Here is an 18489-nt window from a genome sequence, read left to right as displayed (position 1 = left end):
CCTGAAATCGCCGGGCGTTCATGACAAGACGTGAAGCGTGGTTCGACGGTTCATGAATCGTGTTCGCCCATCCCCGCGCGCTGCGCGGGAATGGACAACCTGGCTTTGCTAACCCTGCTGGAACATCTCCTTCGCCCGCTGCTCGATTTGCGCCTGGGTCAGGTCTTCCTTGCGCGTGGCCAGGAACCACAGATGCCCGTACGGATCTTTCAACGTCCCGCTGCGGTCGCCGTAGAACTGATCCTTGACCTCGGACACCGAGGTCGCGCCGGCCTCCAGCGCACGCTGAAAGGATTTGTCGACATCGGTCACGTACAGATGCAGACCGACCGACACCGCTGTGTCCGGATTGCTCAACGGACCTTGATCGCATGGCGAGCCGAGCATGATCGCGCTGTCGCCGATGCGCAGTTCGGCGTGGCCGATGCCGCCGTCGGGCATGCTCAGGCGCATGACTTCGGTGGCACCGAACGCCTTTTTATAGAAGTCGATGGCTTCGGCAGCTTTGTGAATGCCGAGGTACGGGGTAATGCTGTGGTACCCCTCGGGAATGGGTTTGACGCTCATGGCGGTACTCCCTGTTATTTGTTGCCTGGTTTTTATTAGAGGTTGAAGGTGTGCCTTCGCCGGGGTTGCCGGTCGCTCAACTATAGATCCGTGCCGCCGTCGTGACCGAGTAGCCGACGAGCAGGCCTCGCACTGTTCAGCCATCGACAGCGAAGCAACAGAATGCGCAAGTTTTCATCGCCAAACGCCCTGAAGTTCCGTTGCAGCCCTCGTAAAACAAGGCCTTTTCGTCAGGCACAGAAGCTGCAATGACCCGGTACAACACCGATACCGAGAGTCATCCATGTCTGAATCTGCCGTTTATCCGATCAACCCGCCGGCCGCCCACCGGATCGCCGACGACGCCGAAGCCTTGCGCGTGGCTGCACAGGTCGCCGCCGTCTTGCAGGAACACGCCGCCGAGCGTGACCGCAACCGCGAAGTGCCCGCCGAGATCGTCGATCTGTATTCCAACAGTGGCCTGTGGGGCATCACCGTGCCGAAGGAATACGGCGGCGCGCAGGTGTCCTGTGCGGTGCTGGCGCAGGTGATCGCGATCATTTCCGCCGCCGATCCGTCCCTCGGGCAGATCCCGCAAAACCATTACTGCCTGCTCGAAGACATCCGCCTGCAAGGCACCTTGGCGCAGCAGGCGCATTTCTTTGAGCTGGCGCTGCAAGGTCATCGTTTCGCCAACGCGTTGTCGGAAACCGGCGGCAAGAATGTGCAGGATATTCAGGCGACCCTCCGTCGTTATGGCGACGGCTTCGTGATCAACGGCCGCAAGGGCTACTGCACCGGTTCGCTCTACGCCCACTGGCTGGCGGTGCTGGCGCTGGATGAAGAACAGAAGGGCCAGTTGGCCTTCATCGAGCGCGGCACGAAAGGGCTGGTGATCGTCGATGACTGGGACAGCATCGGCCAGCGCACTACCTCCAGCGGCACGGTGCTGGCGCAGGATTTACAAGTGGCACCGTTCAATCTGTTTCCGACGTACCGTTCCTACGAGAACCCGACCCTGGCCGGACCGTTCGCCCAGTTGACCACCGCTGCCATCGACGCCGGCATTGCCCGTGCGGCGCTGCGCGATACGGTCGAATTTGTCCGCCAGTTCGCCCGGCCATGGATCGATGCGGGTGTGGACAAGGCCAGCGAAGATCCGCTGACCATCATTCAGATCGGCGCACTGGAAATCCGTCTGGAAGCCGCCGAGGCGTTGCTGGAACGCGCCGGTTGGGCGCTCGACGCCGCACGTCCGGCACCCGATGAAGACAACGTCGCACTGGCGTCACTCGCGGTAGCCAAGGCCAAAGTGCTGACCACCGAAATCGCCATCGAGGCCAGCAACAAGTTGTTCGAACTCGGCGGTACCCGTTCGACCCTGAAGAAGCACAACTTCGACCGCCACTGGCGCAACGCCCGGGTTCACACGCTGCATGATCCGGTGCGCTGGAAGTACCACGTGGTCGGCAACTGGCTGCTCAACGGCGTCAAACCGCCGCGCCACGACTGGTCCTGATCATGGCCGAGTGGTTCAAGCACCTTTACTGGGCCGACATCGCCCAGGCCTGTCTCGACACCCTGAGCATGCTCGGCGCAGCGCTGCTGTTCACGGTGTTGCTGGGCTTGCCGCTGGGGCTGCTGTTGTTTCTCACCGGCAAGCGCCAGTTGCATGAAACGGTCGGCCTGTACCGGGTGCTGTCGGTGATCGTGAACATGCTGCGTTCGCTGCCTTTCATCATTTTGCTGATCGTGCTGATTCCACTCACCACGCTGCTGGTGGGTACGTCGCTGGGCGTGCCCGGGACCATTCCGCCGCTGGTGGTCGGCTGCACGCCGTTCTTTGCGCGGCTGGTGGAAACCGCGTTGCGCGAAGTCGATCGCGGCGTGGTCGAGGCGACCCAGGCGATGGGCGCCAACACCTGGCAAATCATTCGCCACACCTTGCTGCCGGAAGCCCGCGGCGGGTTGCTGGCGGCGGTGACGGTCACCGCCATCGTGCTGGTGGATTACACGGCGATGGCCGGCGTGATCGGTGGCGGCGGGCTCGGCGATCTGGCGATCCGCTACGGATATCAGCGCTTTCAGACTGACGTGATGGTGGTCACCGTGGTGTTGCTGCTGATTCTGGTGCAGGCCCTGCAAATGACCGGCGACCGCTTGGTGGCGCACTACAGCCGACGCTGAAAAAACAAGTTCACCCATAAAGGCCCCACGTTCACCCCACGACGGCCACTTAAATCTGCCTTGGAGCACAGCATGAAAAAGACCCTGGCCGTACTGGCTGCCGTTCTGTCGTTTGGCGTCCATGCCAACGAAAAACTGATCGTCGGTGCCACCCCGGTGCCGCACGCGGAAATCCTCGAATTCGTCAAACCGACCCTGGCCAAGGAAGGCGTGGATCTGGACATCAAGGTCTTCACCGACTTCATTCAGCCCAACCAGCAACTGGCGCTGAAAAACCTTGACGCCAACTACTACCAGTACCGGCCGTTTCTCGATGATTTCAACAAGACTCGCCACACCGATCTGGTGCCGGTGGTCGGCGTGCACATCGAACCGTTCGGTGCTTACTCGACCAAGATCAAGAACATCTCGGAGCTGAAGGACGGCGCCAGCGTGTCGATCCCCAATGACCCGGTAAACACCGGTCGCGCCTTGGTGCTGCTGCACGAGGCGGGGCTGATCAAGCTCAAGGATCCGAGCAACACCCTGGCCACCCAGCGCGACATCGTCGAAAACCCCAAGCACCTGAAAATCCGTGAGCTGGAAGGCGCGTTGCTGGCTCGTTCAGTGAGTCAGGTGGACCTGGCGTTCGTGTTCGCCAACTACGCGCTGGAAGCCGGGATCGACACCAACAGCGCGCTGATCGTCGAGAAAGGCAAGAGCCTGTACATCGAGTTTCTGGTCGCGCGTCCCGACAACATCAACGACCCGGGCCTGCAGAAACTGGCCAAGGCGTTGAATTCCGATGAAGTGCGTCAGTTCATTCTGACCCGCTACAAAGGGCAGATTGCGCCAGGCTTCTGATGGATCGAATTGAGGGTTCCCACGGCATGGGAACCCTCACTTGGGTACGTCGAGAAAGTGCGCCCCCGGCCCTTGCTCGCCCAGCACATCGCCCTGATTGCGCAGCGGGCAGGCTTCCATCGACAGGCATCCGCAACCGATGCAACCGGTCAGCCGGTCCCGCAACAGCATCAACTGATTGATCCGCTCGTCCAGCTCCCGCCGCCACTGCTCCGACAACACTTTCCAGTCCGCCGCCGTCGGTGCGCGGTTGTCCGGTAGCTGTTTTAACGCCTCGCCGATTTCCGCCAGCGGAATGCCCAGGCGTTGCGCCACTTTGATCAACGCGACCCGCCGCAGCACTTCCCGTGGATAACGCCGCTGGTTGCCGGCATTGCGCTGGCTTTTGATCAAACCCTTGGATTCATAAAAGTGCAGGGCGGTGACCGCCACGCCGCTGCGGGCCGCGACTTCGCCGACGGTCAGTTGTTTGTGCACATTTTCCGCAGTGATCATTTGCAAAATGCCCCTTGACCTCTAGTTAACTCGAGGTTTTACCCTGCAGGCCTTCGAATCGCAAGATTCGTCTGACAGAGTGGGGATGTCATGCAAGCACCAGCGAAAAACCGCAGCTTTACCCAATTGATCGAATTTGAAATCGAACCCGGCCAGCAACCGGCGCTGGTCTCGGCGCTGGCGGTGCAGACCGAACGTCTGGCCCAGCGTTACGCCGGCTTCGTCAGCGCCAGCGTCCAGGCCAGCGACGATGGCCGGCGAGTGTTGAGCTTTCTGCAATGGCAGTCCCGCGAGGCGGGGGAGGCGGCGTTCCAGAGTTTCGAATCCGGCGAGCAGGATTTCTGGCAACTGATTCGTACCCATCAGGCGCGCACCGTGACCTTCGGTTCATTCCAGGTGCTGAGCAGCATCGCCCGCAGTCACGACGACGGTTTGCACTGCCAACTGGTCGGCTAGATCGACAGCTGGATCAAGCGCTCGCCTTGCAGGTTTTCCGTGGGCCGCCGCTTGTTCACCGCCAGTTCGCCGATCTTGATCAGCCGCGTGCGGGTGACGTTGCGGCTCAGGCCGAGCAGGGACGCGGTGTGCACCTGGTTGTAATGGCAGAAGCGATAAGCTGCGCGCAGCAACGCGTCTTCGACCTTCTCATGCAGGGCGCCGGCCTGTTGTTCGAAGAGTTTCTGGAAGGCGCGTTCCAGCAGCGCTTCCGGTGAGTCGTCGGCGGTCGCGTGCTGATCGTCGGGACGGTCGATGCGCAGGTTCGACAGGCGCAGATCGTCGCGTTCTATCACGCCGTTACGGCAGATCAACAGCGTGTGATGGATGACGTTTTCCAGTTCGCGGATGTTGCCCGGCCAACTGTAGCCGCGCAGTTTGTGTTCGGCGCCGGGGCTGATGGTGATGCGTCCGTAGCCCAGGCGCTGACTGTAGGCCTCGATGAAATGCCGGGTCAGCGGCAGGATGTCGCCGGGCCGCTCGCGCAACGGGCTCAGTTCCAGATTGACCACGTTCAGCCGGTAATACAGATCCTCGCGGAAATGCCCGGCGTTGATGGCTTTCTCCAGTTGCACGTTGGTTGCCGCCAGCACCCGCACATCGATGGGGATGCTCTTGCGCGAACCCAGGCGCACCACTTCACGCTCCTGCAAGACCCGCAGCAACTTGACCTGAATCGCCATCGGCAGATCGCCGATTTCATCGAGGAACAAAGTGCCGCCATCCGCCTCTTCGAACCAACCGGCCTTGGCGCTGAGGGCGCCGGTGAAGGCGCCTTTTTCGTGGCCGAACAGTTCGGCTTCCACCAGCGATTCGGAAAATGCCCCGCAGTTCACCGCAATGAACGGCCGATTGCGCCGGTTGCTCAGGTTGTGGATGTGCCGCGCTACCAACTCCTTGCCGGTGCCGGTTTCGCCGATGATCAGCACACTGGCTTCGCTCGGTGCGACCTGTTGCAGATGCGCGAGCAGGGCCTGGGATTTCGGGTCTTCGAACACCTGGGCGGTGGCGCGGATTGAGGTGGCCAGGGCGGGTGAAGGCGGCAGGGTCAGCAGTTGCATGGGTCTCGCTCCACGAAAGGAAATCAGGAATAGAACGTCGGCACCGGCAGGGACTGGTTCAGCGCCCAGTCGCCCAGCTCGTGGAGTTTGTAATCCAGCGGGTCGTGCAGGGTTTGCGTGCGCAGGTTGCGCCAGTGTCGGTCGAGGCGCAGCGACGCGTGGGTCGAACGGGCGCCGGTGACTTCGAACAGTCGGCTGCAAATCTCCAGGCCCTGGCGACTGGCGGCGACCTTGGCGGTGGCAATCGCCGTGGCCAGGTGACCGCGTTCTTCGGCGCTGAGGTTCGGGCCTTTGGCCCAGGCCTCGTCGAGCAACGCAGCGGCGCGTTCCACCAGCAATCGGATGCCTTCGAGTGCGACCCAGAACTCACCGTAATGGGCCAGCACATACGGATCTTCACGCACCTCGCGCACCGAGGATTTGTGCCAGACACGGGTTTCACTCAGGGTGTATTGCCGCGCTTCTTCAAAGGCCCCTTCGGCGATGCCGAGAAACATATGGGTGAACGTCAGTTGTGCAATCAATGGGCGCAAACAGGCGAAGGGGGTGCTCAGCGGACCGGGATCCAGCAGCAGTTCCGATTCTTCTACCCGCACTCGTTCAAACGTGGCGCTGCCGCTGTCGGTCTGGCGCTGGCCGATGTTGTTCCAGTCGTTGTGCAGGGTGATGCCGCTGCGGCCGCTGGGGATCGCCGCGATCAGCAGTTTGCCGCCGTTGCTTTCGTCCACCGCCGAAGCGATCAGCATTTGCGAATCGCTGGCGCCGGAGCAGAAGCTTTTCTTGCCGGAAAACTCGCGCCAGCCGCCCAGGTCCTTGACCACGGTGCGGGTGTCCAGCGGATTGAGCGCGTTGCCCCAGAACCAGTTCTGCCGCGCGGTCTGTTCGAACCACGGTTGCCATTGTTCCGGGCGGGAAAACAACCGGACGGTGGCGAGCATCAAATGATGAAAACCGAAGACGTGGGCGATCGAGCTGTCGACCTTGGCGAACTCGCGCACGACTTCCAGCGTTTCGCTCCAGCGCGCGCCGAGGCCGCCGTAACGGGTGGGAATGCTCAGGGCCAGCAGACCGCTGTCGCGCAGGGCGTCGCGTTCGGCTTTCGGCGTGCCGCCACGCTCGTCGCGCTCGACGGCGGTCAGGGCAAATTCGGCGGCCAGTTGGCGGGCGGTCTGCAACGGGGAGAGCAGGGTGCTTTGCGGTTTGGCAGTCACTCGGTCTTCCTCAGGCGTTGGCTTTGGCGGGCAAAACATCGTTGGCGATCATTTCGCCAAACGGCCCGGTGAGGTTGGTCACGCCGCGTCCGGCCAGGCTTGCATACGGCTCGGGCAACAACGGGAACACCAGCTCGGCAAAGCGGTAGGCCTCTTCGAGATGCGGGTAGCCGGAGAAGATGAAGCTCTCGATGCCCAGATCCGCGTATTCCTTGATTCGCGCCGCCACCTGCTGCGGATCGCCGACCAATGCAGTACCGGCACCGCCGCGCACCAGACCGACGCCGGCCCACAGGTTGGGGGCGATTTCCAGGTTGTCGCGGCGCCCGTCGTGCAGGGCGGCCATGCGTCGCTGGCCTTCGGAGTCGAAGCGCGAAAAGGATTTCTGCGCGGCCTCGATGGTTTCGTCGCTGATGTGCTCGATCAGTTTGTCGGCGGCTTTCCAGGCTTCTTCGGCGGTCTCGCGCACGATCACGTGCAGGCGGATGCCGAACTTCACTTTGCGCCCGTGACGCGCGGCGCGTTCGCGTACATCGGCGAGTTTTTCGGCGACGGCGGCCGGTGGTTCGCCCCAGGTCAGGTACACGTCAACCTGCTCGGCGGCCAGATCGTGGGCCGCGTCGGAGGAACCGCCGAAATACAGCGGTGGATAGGGTTTCTGCACTGGCGGATACAGGGCTTTGGCGTTCTGCACCTTCAGGTGTTTGCCTTCGAAATCCACCGCTTCGCCTTGCAACACCCGGCGCCAGATTTTCAGGAATTCGTCGGTGACTTCGTAGCGTTCGCTGTGGCTGAGGAAACTGCCGTCGCCACGGTTTTCGTCGGGGTCACCGCCGGTCACAACGTTGATCAGCAAGCGGCCATTGGACAGTCGATCCAGGGTCGCGGCCATGCGCGCCGAGACGGTCGGCGAGATGATTCCCGGACGGATCGCCACCAGATAACGCAGGCGTTCGGTGAGCGGCACCAGCGCCGAGGCGATCACCCACGAGTCTTCGCAGGAACGCCCTGTGGGAATCAGCACGCCGTGGTAACCGAGGCTGTCGGCGGCTTGCGCCACCTGTTTCAGGTAATTGAGGGTGACCGGGCGCGCGCCTTGGGTGGTGCCCAGATAGTGACCGTCGCCGTGGGTCGGCAGGAACCAGAAAACATCCATGAACTGCTCCTTAAGCGATCTTCAGTAACGGTTTGAGGTGAGTGCCGAACAGCGGCGCGGCGCGTTCGGCGGCCAGGCGGATGCGCGCTTTTAGCGGTTCGCTGGTGATCTGGTAGTCGGCGAAATCGGCTTCGGTGGCGTACACACCGATCGGCAGGGTCACGGCCTGGAAGAAGCTGAACAGCGGGCGCAACTGGTGATCGAGCACCAGCGCATGGCGTTCGCTGCCACCAGTGGCGGCGAGCAGCACAGGCGTGTCGATCAGCGCATTCAGGTCGATCAGGTCGAACAAATGCTTGAGCAGCCCCGGATAGGAGCCGCGATACACCGGCGCGGCGACGATCAGCAAATCAGCCTGTTCGATGGCCTGCAGTTCGGCTTCGATCTCGGCCGGCAACTCCTGACGGGACAGTGCGGCGCCCAGCGGGCGGGCGATGTCACCGAGTTCGATCAGGTGACTCTCGACCGGCAGGTGCCCGGACAATTCGGCCAGAAGGGCCTGGGTCAGCACCAGGGTGCGGGACGGACGCCAGGTTCCGCCGGACAGGGCGACGACTTTCAGTGGACGCGACATGGTCAGTTCCTTTTTCAACAGTTGCTCGGCGAGCAGTGAGTAGTCACTGGAGCAGAGCAAGCGCTGTACCAATTCCTGTAAGGCCCGTATTCCGGGGCTTTGAGCGTTTTCGGTGGCTGTGCTCATGTGACTTTCAGGCCGGTTTGTTGAACCACTGTTGCCTGGGAAACAGTTGCTGGAGCAACAGTACCGAACGCGATGAGAGATTTATAAAGGCTGACTTTTATTCCGTAAAAGACTGTTAATTGATATTGATAGGTCTTTTTAGAATATAAAGGGGAATACTGTTCGAATTCTGATAGCCACTATTGAGAGCGTTGATTTCTGCCAAAGCGTGCCCGGGCGTAGCCTTTCTCCATCGACCCACACTGCTCGCCAGGACGCTCCCATGAATCGTTTACTGACTGTTTCGCTGATGCTCGCTGTCTCCGTTCTCGCCGGTTGCGCGAGCCATGTTTCCCCGGAACTGCGCCCTTACACGGCGGAAGAAACCCGCGAACTGGCCCTTGAAACCTTGAACCGTCGCGGTCTTTCCTTCGAGGAATATCATGCGAAAAAAGCCGAATTGCTCGGCCAGCCACAGAAGACTTTCGGGTTTGATAGCAAAGGTGAGATGAGCGCCGAGCGGGCCGTACAGCTGCACGGTCGTCCAAGCTGATTCGTAACTGTACTGCTTGAAGTTTTACCCAACTGTCCGTGGGTTTGCACGGCGCCGTGGGATAGGGTCAACACCTGAATGACCCTGACGGACTGCCTGCCATGACCCTCTCGCTCGACCTGCTGCTGGGCTTCGCCCTGTTTGCCCTTGTCACCTCGATCACACCGGGGCCGAACAACACCATGTTGCTGGCATCGGGCGTGAACTTCGGCTTTAACCGCACCATCCCCCATATGCTCGGCATTACCTGCGGTTTCTTCGTGCTGGTGGTGGCGGTGGGTTTTGGCCTGGGCGCGGTGTTCCAGACTTATCCGCTGCTTTATACGGTTCTGCGTTACGTCGGCGCGGCGTACTTGCTGTACCTGGCGTGGAAAATCGCCCATTCCGGCCCCGTCGGCGACAGCGAGCAGGGCGAGGCAAAACCGATCAGCTATCTCGGTGCGGCAGCCTTCCAGTGGGTCAATCCCAAGGCGTGGATCATGGCCATCGGTGCCATCAGCACCTATACGCCGATGCAGGGTTATTTCACCAACGTGATCGTGATTGCGGCAGTGTTCGCCATCATCAACCTGCCGAGCGTCGGCGTCTGGGCCGCGTGCGGGACTCTGTTGCGCAACGTACTGAAGGATCGCCGCTGGTTGCGGGTGTTCAACTGGGGTATGGCGGCGCTGCTGGTGATTTCGCTGTATCCGTTACTCCTTGAAAGCTTTAGCTGACGCAGTGCTACAACCGCCGGCCTGATGCCTGTTAAAGTCGCGTTCAGGAGCGTTCCTACGCACTTTTAAATGAAGTTGTTCTTCTTTAACGGCATCCGATCAGGTATTGATGACGCTCTCGAACCCGGACGCAGCTCACAAGGCTGCGTCGTGCCGTTTGTAGACACGAGCTTCCTGATCCCGGAACACGCTCTGCGAGTCTTTTTATGAACACACGTCCGCTGTATTTCGATTACGCCGCCACCACTCCGGTGGACGAGCGGGTCATCCAGGTGATGATCGAGTGTCTGGGTTTCAACGGTAACTTCGGCAACCCGGCCTCCAGTTCCCACGCCTTCGGCCAGCAGGCCCGGCAAACGGTCGAGAACGCTCGCCGGCAAGTCGCCGAACTGGTCGGCGCCCAGGCGCAGCAGATCGTCTGGACCTCCGGCGCTACAGAATCCAACAACCTCGCCCTTAAAGGCGTGGCTCAGGCTCGTGGTGTGTCCGGCGGGCACATCATCACCAGTCAGATTGAACACAAGGCCATCCTCGACACCGCCCGGCAATTGCAGGACGCCGGTGTCGCCGTGACCTATCTGGTACCGGACGCCGAAGGCCTGATTACCCCGCAAGCGGTCAGCGAAGCGATGCGCGATGACACCTTTCTGGTGTCGCTGATGCTGGTCAACAACGAACTCGGCACCGTCAACGACATCCCGGCCATCGGCGAAGTGGTGCGTGGGCGTGGAGCGTTGTTCCACGTCGATGCGGCCCAGGGCGCCGGCAAGGTCGCGATCGATCTGGCGCAATGGCCGGTGGATCTTATGTCGTTCTCGGCGCACAAGCTCTACGGCCCCAAAGGCATCGGCGCGCTGTACGTCGGTCCGCGTGCGCAGCAGCGGTTGCAGGCGCAGATTCACGGTGGTGGCCACGAGGGCGGCTTGCGTTCCGGTACCCTGGCGACTCACCAGATTGCTGCCATGGGCTCGGCATTCGCCTTGGCCGCCGAGGCGTTTGATGACGAGAAGAAAACCATCGTTGCGTTGCGCGAGCGACTACTCGAACAACTGTTGAGCCTGCCTGGCGTACGCCTCAATGGCAGTTCCACCCAACGTATCCCGCACACCTTGAGCCTGACCTTCAGCGAAGGCGAGTTCAATCCGGCGGCGCTGAACCATTCGATCGCGTTTTCCGCGACCTCGGCCTGCAATTCCGCCAGCAACACACCGTCCCACGTCTTGCTGGCACTGGGGCATGACGCCCACCTGGCGGGACGCACGATTCGTCTGAGCCTCGGTCGTTTCACCACCGCCGAGGACATCGACAAGGCTGTAGATCTGATCAAGACCGCCTGCGCCAGTGCTCCGGCATTCTGGGCGACAGGGCTTTAACGAGCCGGCTTCGAACGGCACCGAACAATAACGATGAAGTGATTGGCAGGAGACATGATGAGTACCCAGACTTTGACCGAAGGAACGGTTCCCCAGCGCCTCGCGCACACCCGTGAACTGATGCGTCGCGAAGGTATCCACGCGTTGCTGGTGCCGTCCGCCGATCCGCACCTGTCGGAATATCTGCCGGGTTACTGGCAGGGCCGGCAATGGCTGTCGGGTTTCCATGGCTCGGTCGGCACGTTGATTGTCACCACCGATTTCGCCGGGGTCTGGGCCGACAGTCGCTACTGGGAACAGGCGACCAAGGAACTCAAGGGCAGCGGTATCGAACTGGTGAAACTGCAACCGGGTCAGCCGAGCCCGCTGGACTGGCTGGCCGAGCAGACGCCGGAAGGTGGCGTGGTCGCGGTCGACGGCGCAGTGATGGCCGTCGCGTCGGCGCGTACGCTGGGCAGCAAGCTCGAAGCGCGGGGCGCCAGTCTGCGTACCGACATCGACTTGTTGAAAGAAGTCTGGAGCGATCGCCCGGCGCTGCCGAATGCGCCGATCTACCAGCACCTGCCACCGCAGGCGACTGTCAGCCGTGGCGAGAAACTCGGCAAACTGCGCGAAACCCTGCAGGAGCGCGGTGCTGACTGGCACTTCATCGCCACCCTCGACGACGTCGCCTGGCTGTTCAACCTGCGCGGCGGCGATGTGTCGTTCAATCCGGTATTCGTTTCCTTCGCGCTGATCAGCCAGCAACAAGCCACGCTGTTTGTGGCACTGAGCAAGGTCGATGCTGAGCTGCGTGCGGTGCTGGAAAAAGACGGCGTGACCCTGCGTGACTACAGCGAAGTCGCTGACGCCTTGCGTGCTATTCCGAGTGGCGCGAGCCTGCTGGTGGATCCGGCGCGAGTCACCAGCGGTCTGCTGGATAACCTCGACACTGGCGTGAAGCTGGTCGAAGGCCTGAACCCGACCACCCTGGCCAAGTCGCAGAAGAGCCTGGCGGACGCCGGGCACATTCGTCAGGCGATGGAGCAGGATGGCGCGGCGCTGTGCGAGTTTTTCACCTGGCTGGAATCGGCCTGGGGTCGCGAGCGCATTACCGAGCTGACCATTGACGAGAAACTCACTGCTGCTCGTGAGCGTCGTCCGGATTATGTGTCGCTGAGTTTCAACACCATCGCCGCATTCAACGCCAACGGCGCGATGCCGCATTACCACGCCACCCCGGAGGAGCACGCGGTGATCGAGGGTGATGGATTGTTGCTGATCGATTCCGGTGGTCAATACCTGGGCGGCACTACCGACATCACGCGCATGGTGGCTGTTGGTACGCCAACCGAAGAGCAGAAGCGCGATTGCACTCGTGTGCTGAAAGGCGTGATTGCCTTGTCCCGCGCACATTTCCCGAAAGGCATTCTGTCGCCGCTGCTGGATGCGATTGCCCGCGCGCCGATCTGGGCAGAGAACGTCGACTATGGTCATGGCACCGGCCACGGCGTGGGTTATTTCCTCAACGTTCACGAAGGTCCGCAGGTGATCGCCTATCAGGCGGCGCCGGCGCCGCAAACTGCCATGCAACCAGGGATGATCACTTCCATTGAACCGGGCACTTATCGTCCGGGCCGCTGGGGTGTGCGGATCGAGAACCTGGCGATGAACGTTGAAGCGGGAAGCAGCGAGTTCGGCGAGTTCCTCAAGTTCGAAACCCTGACCCTGTGCCCGATCGACACTCGCTGCCTGGAGCCGTCGTTGCTGACGCAGGAAGAGAAACAGTGGTTTAACGCCTATCACGCCGAAGTGCGCGAGCGCCTGAGTCCGCTGCTTGAAGGCGCGGCACTGCAATGGTTGAACACGCGTACTGCTGCTATTTAACAGGTTGAAGCTCGGGCGCTGCAGCCAGCGCCTGGGTCATGAAATCGACAAACGCGTTGATCCTGGCGGACTGGCGACGGTTCGCCGGGGACACGGCGTGAATCGGCAATGATCGGGTCTGATAGTCCTGCAACAGGGCGACCACTTGACCGGCCTTCAAGTCCTCGCTGAACAACCAGACCGGTGACAGCGAAATCCCCAGTCCTCCCAAGACCATTTCGCGGATCGCTTCGGAGTTGTTGCTCTGGGCGTTGCCCTGGATGCGTACGTCGTGGTGTTGGCCATCCTTCTCGTAAGTCCACAGATTCTGAGTGCTGAGCAGGTTGAATTGCAGGCAGTTGTGCTGCGCAAGATCCTGAGGTGATTTTGGGTGGCCGTGGCGTTGCAGGTAATCGGGCGTCGCCACCGTGAGCCGGTGGGTGGTGCCGATGCGTCGGGCGATCATGCCGCTGTCGTTCAACTCGCCGATGCGCAGACTGACGTCCAGGCCTTCACTGATCAGATCCAGATTCAGATCGCTGAGTTGCAGGTCGATCTGCACCTGCGGGTAGCGCTGCAGAAATTCCGCCAGTCGCGAGGCGATCTGCAAACGGCCGAAACTGACGGAGGAGCCGATCCGCAAAGGTCCGGCCACGGTTTCCCTGCCGGACTGGAAGCTGTGCTCGGCGGCGTCCACAGCGGCGAGGATATTTCGACATTCGTTGTAGTACCGCTGACCTTCATCGGTCAGTGATAGCTTGCGTGTACTGCGGGCAATCAGCTTGCCGCCCAGTTCATTCTCAAGAGCGCGCAGGACTTTGCTGATGGTCGGCTGGGTGGTGTGCAGTTCCCGGGCAACGGCGGAAAAACTGCCGCGTTCGACCACCCGGACGAAGATGGCCATTGCGTTGAGCTTGTCCATGAAGCGCCTCATTCATGCCGATTCGGCATGCTCACTATAGTCATTTGACGTCTTATCGGCATGGGTCTGCTGCGGGACCATGGCTTCACTTTCTCCCACAGGAATGACCGAAATGACTGACTCACTCAACATGAAAGCCCTGATAGTGGACACCGCGAACGGGCCGTTACGCTTGGTTTCCCTTGAGCGCCCCGTGGCAGAGGCCGGGCAGGTACTGGTGCGGATCAAGGCCAGCGGTGTGAATCCGCTGGATCTGAAAATCCGTGCGGGGCAGGCCGCCCATGCCCGGCAACCGTTGCCGGCGGTATTGGGGCTGGATCTGGCGGGTGTGGTCGAAGCGGTGGGTGAGGGCGTGCAGAATTGGGCGTCGGGCGACGAGGTGTATGCGTTGGCCACAGGCATTGGTGGCGCGCAAGGTTCGTTGGCCGAGTTTGCAGTGGTGGACGCACGACTGCTTGCGCGTAAGCCTTTGAACTTGAGCCCGCGCGAGGCCGCGAGCCTGCCATTGATATTGGTCACGGCGTGGGAAGGCCTGGTGGATCGGGCTCGGATGAGTGCGGGGCATAAAGTATTGATTCACGGTGGAGCGGGCGGCGTCGGGCATGTGGCCGTTCAACTGGCCCGAGCATTCGGTGCAGATGTTTATGCAACAGGTTCTGTGAGGCAGCGCTCGATCATCGAGGGTTACGGTGCGACGTTCATCGATTATCTAGAGAGCTCGGTGGAGAACTATGTCGCCGAGTTCACGGCGGGGGAGGGGTTCGACATTGTTTATGACACGGTCGGCGGCGAGACGCTGGACGCCTCGTTCAAAGCCGCACGGATCTACAGCGGACATGTGCTGAGTTGTCTGGGCTGGGGGCAGCACAGCCTTGCGCCGTTGTCGTTTCGTGGGGCGACGTATTCGGGCGTGTTCACCTTGTTGCCGTTACTGACCGGCAGGGGCTGTGAGCATCATGGCGAGATTTTGCGACAGGCTGCCGCGCTGATTGAGTCCGGTCAGCTGCGACCTCTGCTCGATCCGCATCGGTTCACGCTGGAAACCGCCGGAGAAGCCCATGAGCTGCTGGCAGCGAAAGCAGCTCAGGGGCGTGTGGTCGTGGAGATTTAGCGAAGGGCTTCCACAACGAAGTCGAGCCGGTCCTGACCGAAGAACAACTGGTTGTCGATGAACATGCTCGGCGCACCGAAGACGCCACGCTTCACGGCGGTTTCGGTGTTGTCTTTGAGCGCAGCCTTGACTGCTTCATCGTTGGTCAATACCAGTACTTCTTCAGGATTGAAGCCATGTTCGGTCAGCACGGCGGCAACTGTTGCCGGCTCATCGAGGGCGCGGCCTTCAACCCACAGCGCTTTGAACAGGCAATCGATGAATGCCAGGAAGCGATCAGGATGACGCAGTTGAATGCCGGTGACCGCGCGCATCAACATCAGGGTATTGATCGGGAAATGCGGGTTGAATTTCAGGGGCACGCCGTAGCGTTTGGCGTAACGGTCCAGGTCCTGAAACATGTAACGACCCTTGGCCGGGATCATTGCCGGCGACGCGTTGCCGGTGGCTTTGAAGACGCCGCCCAGCAACATCGGAATGTAGATCAACTGGCTGCCGGTTTCAGCGCAGATTTTCGGCAGTTGGGTATACGCCAGGTAGGTGGCGGGGCTGCCGAGATCGAAATAGAACTCCACGGTTTTGCTCATGTTCGCTGCACTCTGTTTTTGTTATTGGGGGGATTACCAGCGCTCGTTCCACGGACGCAGATCCAGTTCGAACGTCCAGGCGTCCCGTGGCTGGCTATGCAGATACCAGTAGTTCTCGGCGATGTGGTCGGGATTGAGAATACCGTCCTGATCCTTGGTGGCATATTTGTCAGGGAAATTGTCGCGGATGAAGTCGGTATCGATGGCGCCGTCGACCACGACGTGGGCGACATGGATGTTCATCGGGCCAAGCTCTCTGGCCATGCTCTGTGCCAGAGCCCTGATACCGTGTTTGGCCCCAGCGAACGCGGCAAAGCCGGAGGCACCGCGTAATCCGGCAGTAGCGCCGGTGAACAGGATAGTGCCGCGGCTACGGGTCACCATCCGTTTGGCGACTTCCCGGGCATTGAGAAATCCGGAGAAACAGGCCATTTCCCAAATCTTGAAGTACTTGCGGGCGGTTTCTTCGAGGATGCTGCAGGGAACGTTGGCGCCGATATTAAAAACAAATGCTTCAATCGGACCGAGGCGGGTTTCGATATCTTCGATCAGCGCAATGACGTCTTCTTCCTTGCGCGCGTCGCATGCAAAACCGTGGGCTTCGCCACCGTTCGCCTGAATGGCTTCCACCAAGGGCTGCAATTTGTCGGCGCTGCGCCGCGTGACACACGCGACGAAACCTTCCTTGGCGAACCGCTTGGCGATGGCGCCGCCCGTGGCATCACCTGCACCGACAACCAATACGACCTTCTTGTTATTCATGGGTGGATCCCTTTAGTAAACGATCGTTAAGTGAACGAACGTTATGCTAGGATTTGCTCAGCGTCAAGGCACTCAATGTGAGGACAAATACATGCGGTATTCCGCCGGTCACAAGCTGGAAACCAAAGAAAAGCTCCTGCAAAGCAGCTCGCTGTCTGCGAAAAAGACCGGGTTTTCATCAATGGGCGTCGATGGCCTGATGAAGGCGATCGGCTTGAGCGGGGCGGCGTTCTACAGTCATTTCTCGTCCAAGGACGCCCTGTTCGCGGCTATCGTCGAGCGCGAGTTGTGCCAGAGTCTTGAACGCTTGGGCGGGCAGGGTACGCAGGATCGCGAACGGCTGGAGCGGTGCCTGAAACTGTATCTGAACATGGCCCATGTCGAGCAGCCTGAGCTGGGCTGCGCATTGCCTGCACTGGGCGCCGAGATAGCGCGGTCGGATATTGTTGTGCGGGAGCAGGCCGAGCTGTGGATTTGTAAGCTTCAGGAAAGTTGGGCGCAGATTCTGGAAAGCGACAGCCTGGCCTGGGCGATTCTGTCGCAATGTGTCGGGGCACTGGTGGTGGCGCGTATGTTGGCGTCACCGAAGATTCAGCAACGGGTGCTGAAGTCCTGTCATGAAGAGATCGGGCTCCAGCTCGCCGCTTCGCGAACGCAGTAGCGGCGATGGTTTATTTGCAGATGACGATCATGCTGCGGCTGGTATAGCCGGCGGGGTTGAGACCGAAGGGGTAATCACCCGGTTCTTCCACGGTATCGCCTGATTTGGCGATGACCTTGTAGCCCTTCGGTGCGCAAGAGTTTGCAGCGCTGGCGTAGCACTTGTCCCAAGAAGAGGACAGCCCCGAACAGTTGATGTGCAGCCCTTTCTTGCCATGCTTGACCTGAGTCTTCGACGTCGCCGCGCAGCCCGCAACGGCGAGTATGGCGATCAGTATCAAAATTCGTTTCATTACCGTCCTTATGGCGGCCTCGAGTCTGGCGCTCGGGTCTGCCTGTATGCGCTCTCGCTTGACGCGTTCCGATGTCCGTATCCGAAAAAATCCATGTCTGGCATTGGGTTGCGAGGCTAAACATGGCCTAAATGAGCGCCAAATGCCAGACCTTCGTTCAATCCCCTTTTAATCCGCGGCGATGGCGGGTTTGGCAGTGCTGCCCATGGTCATGGTCGCACCGACGGAGGCCAGAATAATGCACAGGATCGCCATCCATTGTGACAAAGAAAGGTATTCCTGAAGGAATAGCAGGCCCGACAGCGCGCCAAAGGCCGGTTCGATGCTCATCAGCGTGCCGAAAGTGCGGGCGGGCATGCGGGTGAGGGCGACCATTTCCAGTGTGTAGGGGAGGGCGGTAGACAGGATCGCGACGCCGATAGCGATCGGGATCAATGCCGGAGTCAGCAATGCGCTGCCGGCGTGGACGATACCGATGGGGGCGACGAACAGGGCAGCGATCATCACGCCAAGCGCTGCGGTGGTCACGCCGTTATCTGCGCCGGCCTTTTGGCCGAACAGAATGTATAGCGCCCAGCAAACGCCGGCTCCCAGTGCATAACCTGCACCGACCAGATCGATGCCCGCGGACGTAGCGCCGGTCGGTATCAATAGCAACAAGCCGATTGCAGCCAGGGCAATCCAAACAAAGTCGATTGCGCGACGTGAGGCATAGATGGCGACCGCCAGCGGGCCGGTAAACTCCAAGGCAACTGCGATGCCGAGCGGAACGGTGCGTAGCGACATATAGAAGAGGAAGTTCATCCCCCCCAGCGCCATCCCGTAGACAATCACTGTGCGCAGCGACTTGGCTGTCAGCTTCGCCCTCCAGGGTTTGAGCAGTAACAGCATGATCACGCTGGCGAAAATCAAACGCAGCGTCGTTGTGCCTTGGGCGCCCACGATGGGGAACATGCTTTTAGCCAGCGAAGCGCCGGACTGGATTGATGCCATA

Annotated in this window: 21 protein-coding genes (1 of these 21 only partly in view); 10 read left to right on the top strand and 11 right to left on the bottom strand. The window is 60.7% G+C overall.

Going from position 1 to position 18489, the window contains the following annotated elements; all coding sequences use genetic code 11:
- Positions 1-108: 108 nt before the first annotated feature.
- Positions 109-567 (bottom strand): VOC family protein, encoded by a 459-nt coding sequence (locus tag ABFB52_RS20445; protein WP_085744920.1) that lies wholly within the window; start codon positions 565-567, stop codon positions 109-111.
- Positions 568-850: 283 nt separating this feature from the next.
- On the opposite strand from ABFB52_RS20445, the gene ABFB52_RS20440 reads away from it, so the two are divergent.
- The 3 genes from ABFB52_RS20440 (at position 851) to ABFB52_RS20430 (ending at position 3576) form a co-directional block, all read left to right on the top strand.
- Entirely contained in the window at positions 851-2065 is a 1215-nt protein-coding gene (locus ABFB52_RS20440; protein WP_129973791.1) for an SfnB family sulfur acquisition oxidoreductase, read from the top strand.
- 2 nt (positions 2066-2067) lie between these two features.
- Positions 2068-2733 carry a methionine ABC transporter permease gene (locus ABFB52_RS20435; RefSeq protein WP_129973792.1) on the top strand — a complete coding sequence of 222 codons (666 nt, stop codon included), beginning with the start codon at positions 2068-2070 and terminating at the stop codon, positions 2731-2733.
- A gap of 72 nt (positions 2734-2805) precedes the next feature.
- On the top strand, positions 2806-3576 hold the full coding sequence (locus ABFB52_RS20430; protein WP_129973793.1) for a MetQ/NlpA family ABC transporter substrate-binding protein: 771 nt from the start codon (positions 2806-2808) through the stop codon (positions 3574-3576).
- Between the two features lie 36 nt (positions 3577-3612).
- Here the strand turns inward: ABFB52_RS20430 and soxR are convergent, their stop codons facing one another.
- Entirely contained in the window at positions 3613-4071 is a 459-nt protein-coding gene (soxR, locus tag ABFB52_RS20425; protein ID WP_007955822.1) for a redox-sensitive transcriptional activator SoxR, read from the bottom strand.
- Positions 4072-4161: 90 nt separating this feature from the next.
- Here soxR and ABFB52_RS20420 point away from each other — a divergent pair, with 90 nt between their 5' ends.
- Positions 4162-4527 (top strand): antibiotic biosynthesis monooxygenase, encoded by a 366-nt coding sequence (locus ABFB52_RS20420; RefSeq protein ID WP_085744915.1) that lies wholly within the window; start codon positions 4162-4164, stop codon positions 4525-4527.
- Here ABFB52_RS20420 and ABFB52_RS20415 read toward each other — a convergent pair.
- The 4 genes from ABFB52_RS20415 to msuE are packed head-to-tail and all read right to left on the bottom strand — an operon-like array spanning position 4524 to position 8568.
- Positions 4524-5627, bottom strand: a complete 1104-nt coding sequence (locus ABFB52_RS20415) for a sigma-54 dependent transcriptional regulator (protein WP_127799091.1) — start codon at positions 5625-5627, stop codon at positions 4524-4526. The genes ABFB52_RS20420 and ABFB52_RS20415 overlap by 4 nt on opposite strands.
- A 23-nt stretch (positions 5628-5650) precedes the next feature.
- Positions 5651-6838: an acyl-CoA dehydrogenase family protein gene (locus ABFB52_RS20410; RefSeq protein ID WP_007955826.1), complete on the bottom strand. Its 1188-nt coding sequence runs from the start codon at positions 6836-6838 to the stop codon at positions 5651-5653.
- Positions 6839-6848: 10 nt separating this feature from the next.
- Positions 6849-7994, bottom strand: a complete 1146-nt coding sequence (gene ssuD, locus ABFB52_RS20405) for an FMNH2-dependent alkanesulfonate monooxygenase (RefSeq protein ID WP_007955828.1) — start codon at positions 7992-7994, stop codon at positions 6849-6851.
- Positions 7995-8004: 10 nt separating this feature from the next.
- Positions 8005-8568 carry an FMN reductase gene (gene msuE, locus ABFB52_RS20400; RefSeq protein ID WP_064378551.1) on the bottom strand — a complete coding sequence of 188 codons (564 nt, stop codon included), beginning with the start codon at positions 8566-8568 and terminating at the stop codon, positions 8005-8007.
- Between the two features lie 388 nt (positions 8569-8956).
- Here msuE and ABFB52_RS20395 point away from each other — a divergent pair, with 388 nt between their 5' ends.
- From ABFB52_RS20395 to ABFB52_RS20380, 4 genes are all read left to right on the top strand, one after another.
- Complete coding sequence (locus ABFB52_RS20395) at positions 8957-9226, top strand: hypothetical protein (protein WP_085744911.1); 270 nt, start codon at positions 8957-8959, stop codon at positions 9224-9226.
- Positions 9227-9327: 101 nt separating this feature from the next.
- Positions 9328-9942: a LysE family translocator gene (locus tag ABFB52_RS20390; RefSeq protein ID WP_007955835.1), complete on the top strand. Its 615-nt coding sequence runs from the start codon at positions 9328-9330 to the stop codon at positions 9940-9942.
- A 206-nt stretch (positions 9943-10148) separates the two neighbouring features.
- Positions 10149-11315 (top strand): aminotransferase class V-fold PLP-dependent enzyme, encoded by a 1167-nt coding sequence (locus ABFB52_RS20385; RefSeq protein WP_102686420.1) that lies wholly within the window; start codon positions 10149-10151, stop codon positions 11313-11315.
- A gap of 57 nt (positions 11316-11372) precedes the next feature.
- The gene (locus ABFB52_RS20380; protein WP_129973794.1) at positions 11373-13181 is read left to right on the top strand and encodes an aminopeptidase P family protein; all 1809 of its coding nucleotides are present in this window, start codon (positions 11373-11375) and stop codon (positions 13179-13181) included.
- Here the strand turns inward: ABFB52_RS20380 and ABFB52_RS20375 are convergent.
- Positions 13174-14082: a LysR family transcriptional regulator gene (locus tag ABFB52_RS20375; RefSeq protein ID WP_129973795.1), complete on the bottom strand. Its 909-nt coding sequence runs from the start codon at positions 14080-14082 to the stop codon at positions 13174-13176. The genes ABFB52_RS20380 and ABFB52_RS20375 overlap by 8 nt on opposite strands.
- A gap of 112 nt (positions 14083-14194) precedes the next feature.
- Between ABFB52_RS20375 and ABFB52_RS20370 the strand changes: the two genes are divergently transcribed.
- Complete coding sequence (locus ABFB52_RS20370) at positions 14195-15193, top strand: zinc-dependent alcohol dehydrogenase family protein (RefSeq protein WP_129973796.1); 999 nt, start codon at positions 14195-14197, stop codon at positions 15191-15193.
- Here the strand turns inward: ABFB52_RS20370 and ABFB52_RS20365 are convergent.
- Both ABFB52_RS20365 and ABFB52_RS20360 read right to left on the bottom strand, forming a co-directional pair.
- Positions 15190-15780, bottom strand: a complete 591-nt coding sequence (locus tag ABFB52_RS20365) for a 2-hydroxychromene-2-carboxylate isomerase (protein WP_085744905.1) — start codon at positions 15778-15780, stop codon at positions 15190-15192. The genes ABFB52_RS20370 and ABFB52_RS20365 overlap by 4 nt on opposite strands.
- Before the next feature lie 33 nt (positions 15781-15813).
- Positions 15814-16542, bottom strand: a complete 729-nt coding sequence (locus ABFB52_RS20360; RefSeq protein WP_129973797.1) for an SDR family oxidoreductase — start codon at positions 16540-16542, stop codon at positions 15814-15816.
- 91 nt (positions 16543-16633) lie between these two features.
- On the opposite strand from ABFB52_RS20360, the gene ABFB52_RS20355 reads away from it, so the two are divergent.
- Entirely contained in the window at positions 16634-17203 is a 570-nt protein-coding gene (locus ABFB52_RS20355; RefSeq protein WP_129973798.1) for a TetR/AcrR family transcriptional regulator, read from the top strand.
- A 10-nt stretch (positions 17204-17213) separates the two neighbouring features.
- On the opposite strand, the gene ABFB52_RS20350 is transcribed toward ABFB52_RS20355, so the two are convergent.
- Positions 17214-17495 (bottom strand): hypothetical protein, encoded by a 282-nt coding sequence (locus tag ABFB52_RS20350; RefSeq protein ID WP_007955851.1) that lies wholly within the window; start codon positions 17493-17495, stop codon positions 17214-17216.
- Positions 17496-17663: 168 nt separating this feature from the next.
- Positions 17664-18489, bottom strand: the 3' portion of a protein-coding gene (gene rhtA / locus ABFB52_RS20345; RefSeq protein WP_085744902.1) for a threonine/homoserine exporter RhtA. Its footprint extends 62 nt past the window's final position; only the last 826 of its 888 coding nucleotides appear in the window; the start codon falls outside the window, past its right edge — the gene reads right to left on this strand; it ends in the stop codon at positions 17664-17666.

It is taken from the genome of Pseudomonas sp. 9.2(2024) (assembly GCF_039695385.1).
GTDB classification, from domain to species: Bacteria; Pseudomonadota; Gammaproteobacteria; order Pseudomonadales; family Pseudomonadaceae; genus Aquipseudomonas; species Aquipseudomonas paraglycinae.
Note: the sequence above shows the minus strand (reverse complement) of the source record. Positions and strands in the feature narration are given on the sequence as shown.

Excerpts from the sequence above, each read along its gene's own strand:
- ABFB52_RS20445 (WP_085744920.1), bottom strand. The coding sequence starts at position 567 with ATGAGCGTCAAACCCATTCCCGAGGGGTACCACAGCATTACCCCGTAC.
- ABFB52_RS20440 (WP_129973791.1), top strand. The coding sequence starts at position 851 with ATGTCTGAATCTGCCGTTTATCCGATCAACCCGCCGGCCGCCCACCGG.
- ABFB52_RS20435 (WP_129973792.1), top strand. The coding sequence starts at position 2,068 with ATGGCCGAGTGGTTCAAGCACCTTTACTGGGCCGACATCGCCCAGGCC.
- ABFB52_RS20430 (WP_129973793.1), top strand. The coding sequence starts at position 2,806 with ATGAAAAAGACCCTGGCCGTACTGGCTGCCGTTCTGTCGTTTGGCGTC.
- soxR (WP_007955822.1), bottom strand. The coding sequence starts at position 4,071 with ATGATCACTGCGGAAAATGTGCACAAACAACTGACCGTCGGCGAAGTC.
- ABFB52_RS20420 (WP_085744915.1), top strand. The coding sequence starts at position 4,162 with ATGCAAGCACCAGCGAAAAACCGCAGCTTTACCCAATTGATCGAATTT.
- ABFB52_RS20415 (WP_127799091.1), bottom strand. The coding sequence starts at position 5,627 with ATGCAACTGCTGACCCTGCCGCCTTCACCCGCCCTGGCCACCTCAATC.
- ssuD (WP_007955828.1), bottom strand. The coding sequence starts at position 7,994 with ATGGATGTTTTCTGGTTCCTGCCGACCCACGGCGACGGTCACTATCTG.
- msuE (WP_064378551.1), bottom strand. The coding sequence starts at position 8,568 with ATGTCGCGTCCACTGAAAGTCGTCGCCCTGTCCGGCGGAACCTGGCGT.
- ABFB52_RS20395 (WP_085744911.1), top strand. The coding sequence starts at position 8,957 with ATGAATCGTTTACTGACTGTTTCGCTGATGCTCGCTGTCTCCGTTCTC.
- ABFB52_RS20390 (WP_007955835.1), top strand. The coding sequence starts at position 9,328 with ATGACCCTCTCGCTCGACCTGCTGCTGGGCTTCGCCCTGTTTGCCCTT.
- ABFB52_RS20385 (WP_102686420.1), top strand. The coding sequence starts at position 10,149 with ATGAACACACGTCCGCTGTATTTCGATTACGCCGCCACCACTCCGGTG.
- ABFB52_RS20380 (WP_129973794.1), top strand. The coding sequence starts at position 11,373 with ATGAGTACCCAGACTTTGACCGAAGGAACGGTTCCCCAGCGCCTCGCG.
- ABFB52_RS20375 (WP_129973795.1), bottom strand. The coding sequence starts at position 14,082 with ATGGACAAGCTCAACGCAATGGCCATCTTCGTCCGGGTGGTCGAACGC.
- ABFB52_RS20370 (WP_129973796.1), top strand. The coding sequence starts at position 14,195 with ATGACTGACTCACTCAACATGAAAGCCCTGATAGTGGACACCGCGAAC.
- ABFB52_RS20365 (WP_085744905.1), bottom strand. The coding sequence starts at position 15,780 with ATGAGCAAAACCGTGGAGTTCTATTTCGATCTCGGCAGCCCCGCCACC.
- ABFB52_RS20360 (WP_129973797.1), bottom strand. The coding sequence starts at position 16,542 with ATGAATAACAAGAAGGTCGTATTGGTTGTCGGTGCAGGTGATGCCACG.
- ABFB52_RS20355 (WP_129973798.1), top strand. The coding sequence starts at position 16,634 with ATGCGGTATTCCGCCGGTCACAAGCTGGAAACCAAAGAAAAGCTCCTG.
- ABFB52_RS20350 (WP_007955851.1), bottom strand. The coding sequence starts at position 17,495 with ATGAAACGAATTTTGATACTGATCGCCATACTCGCCGTTGCGGGCTGC.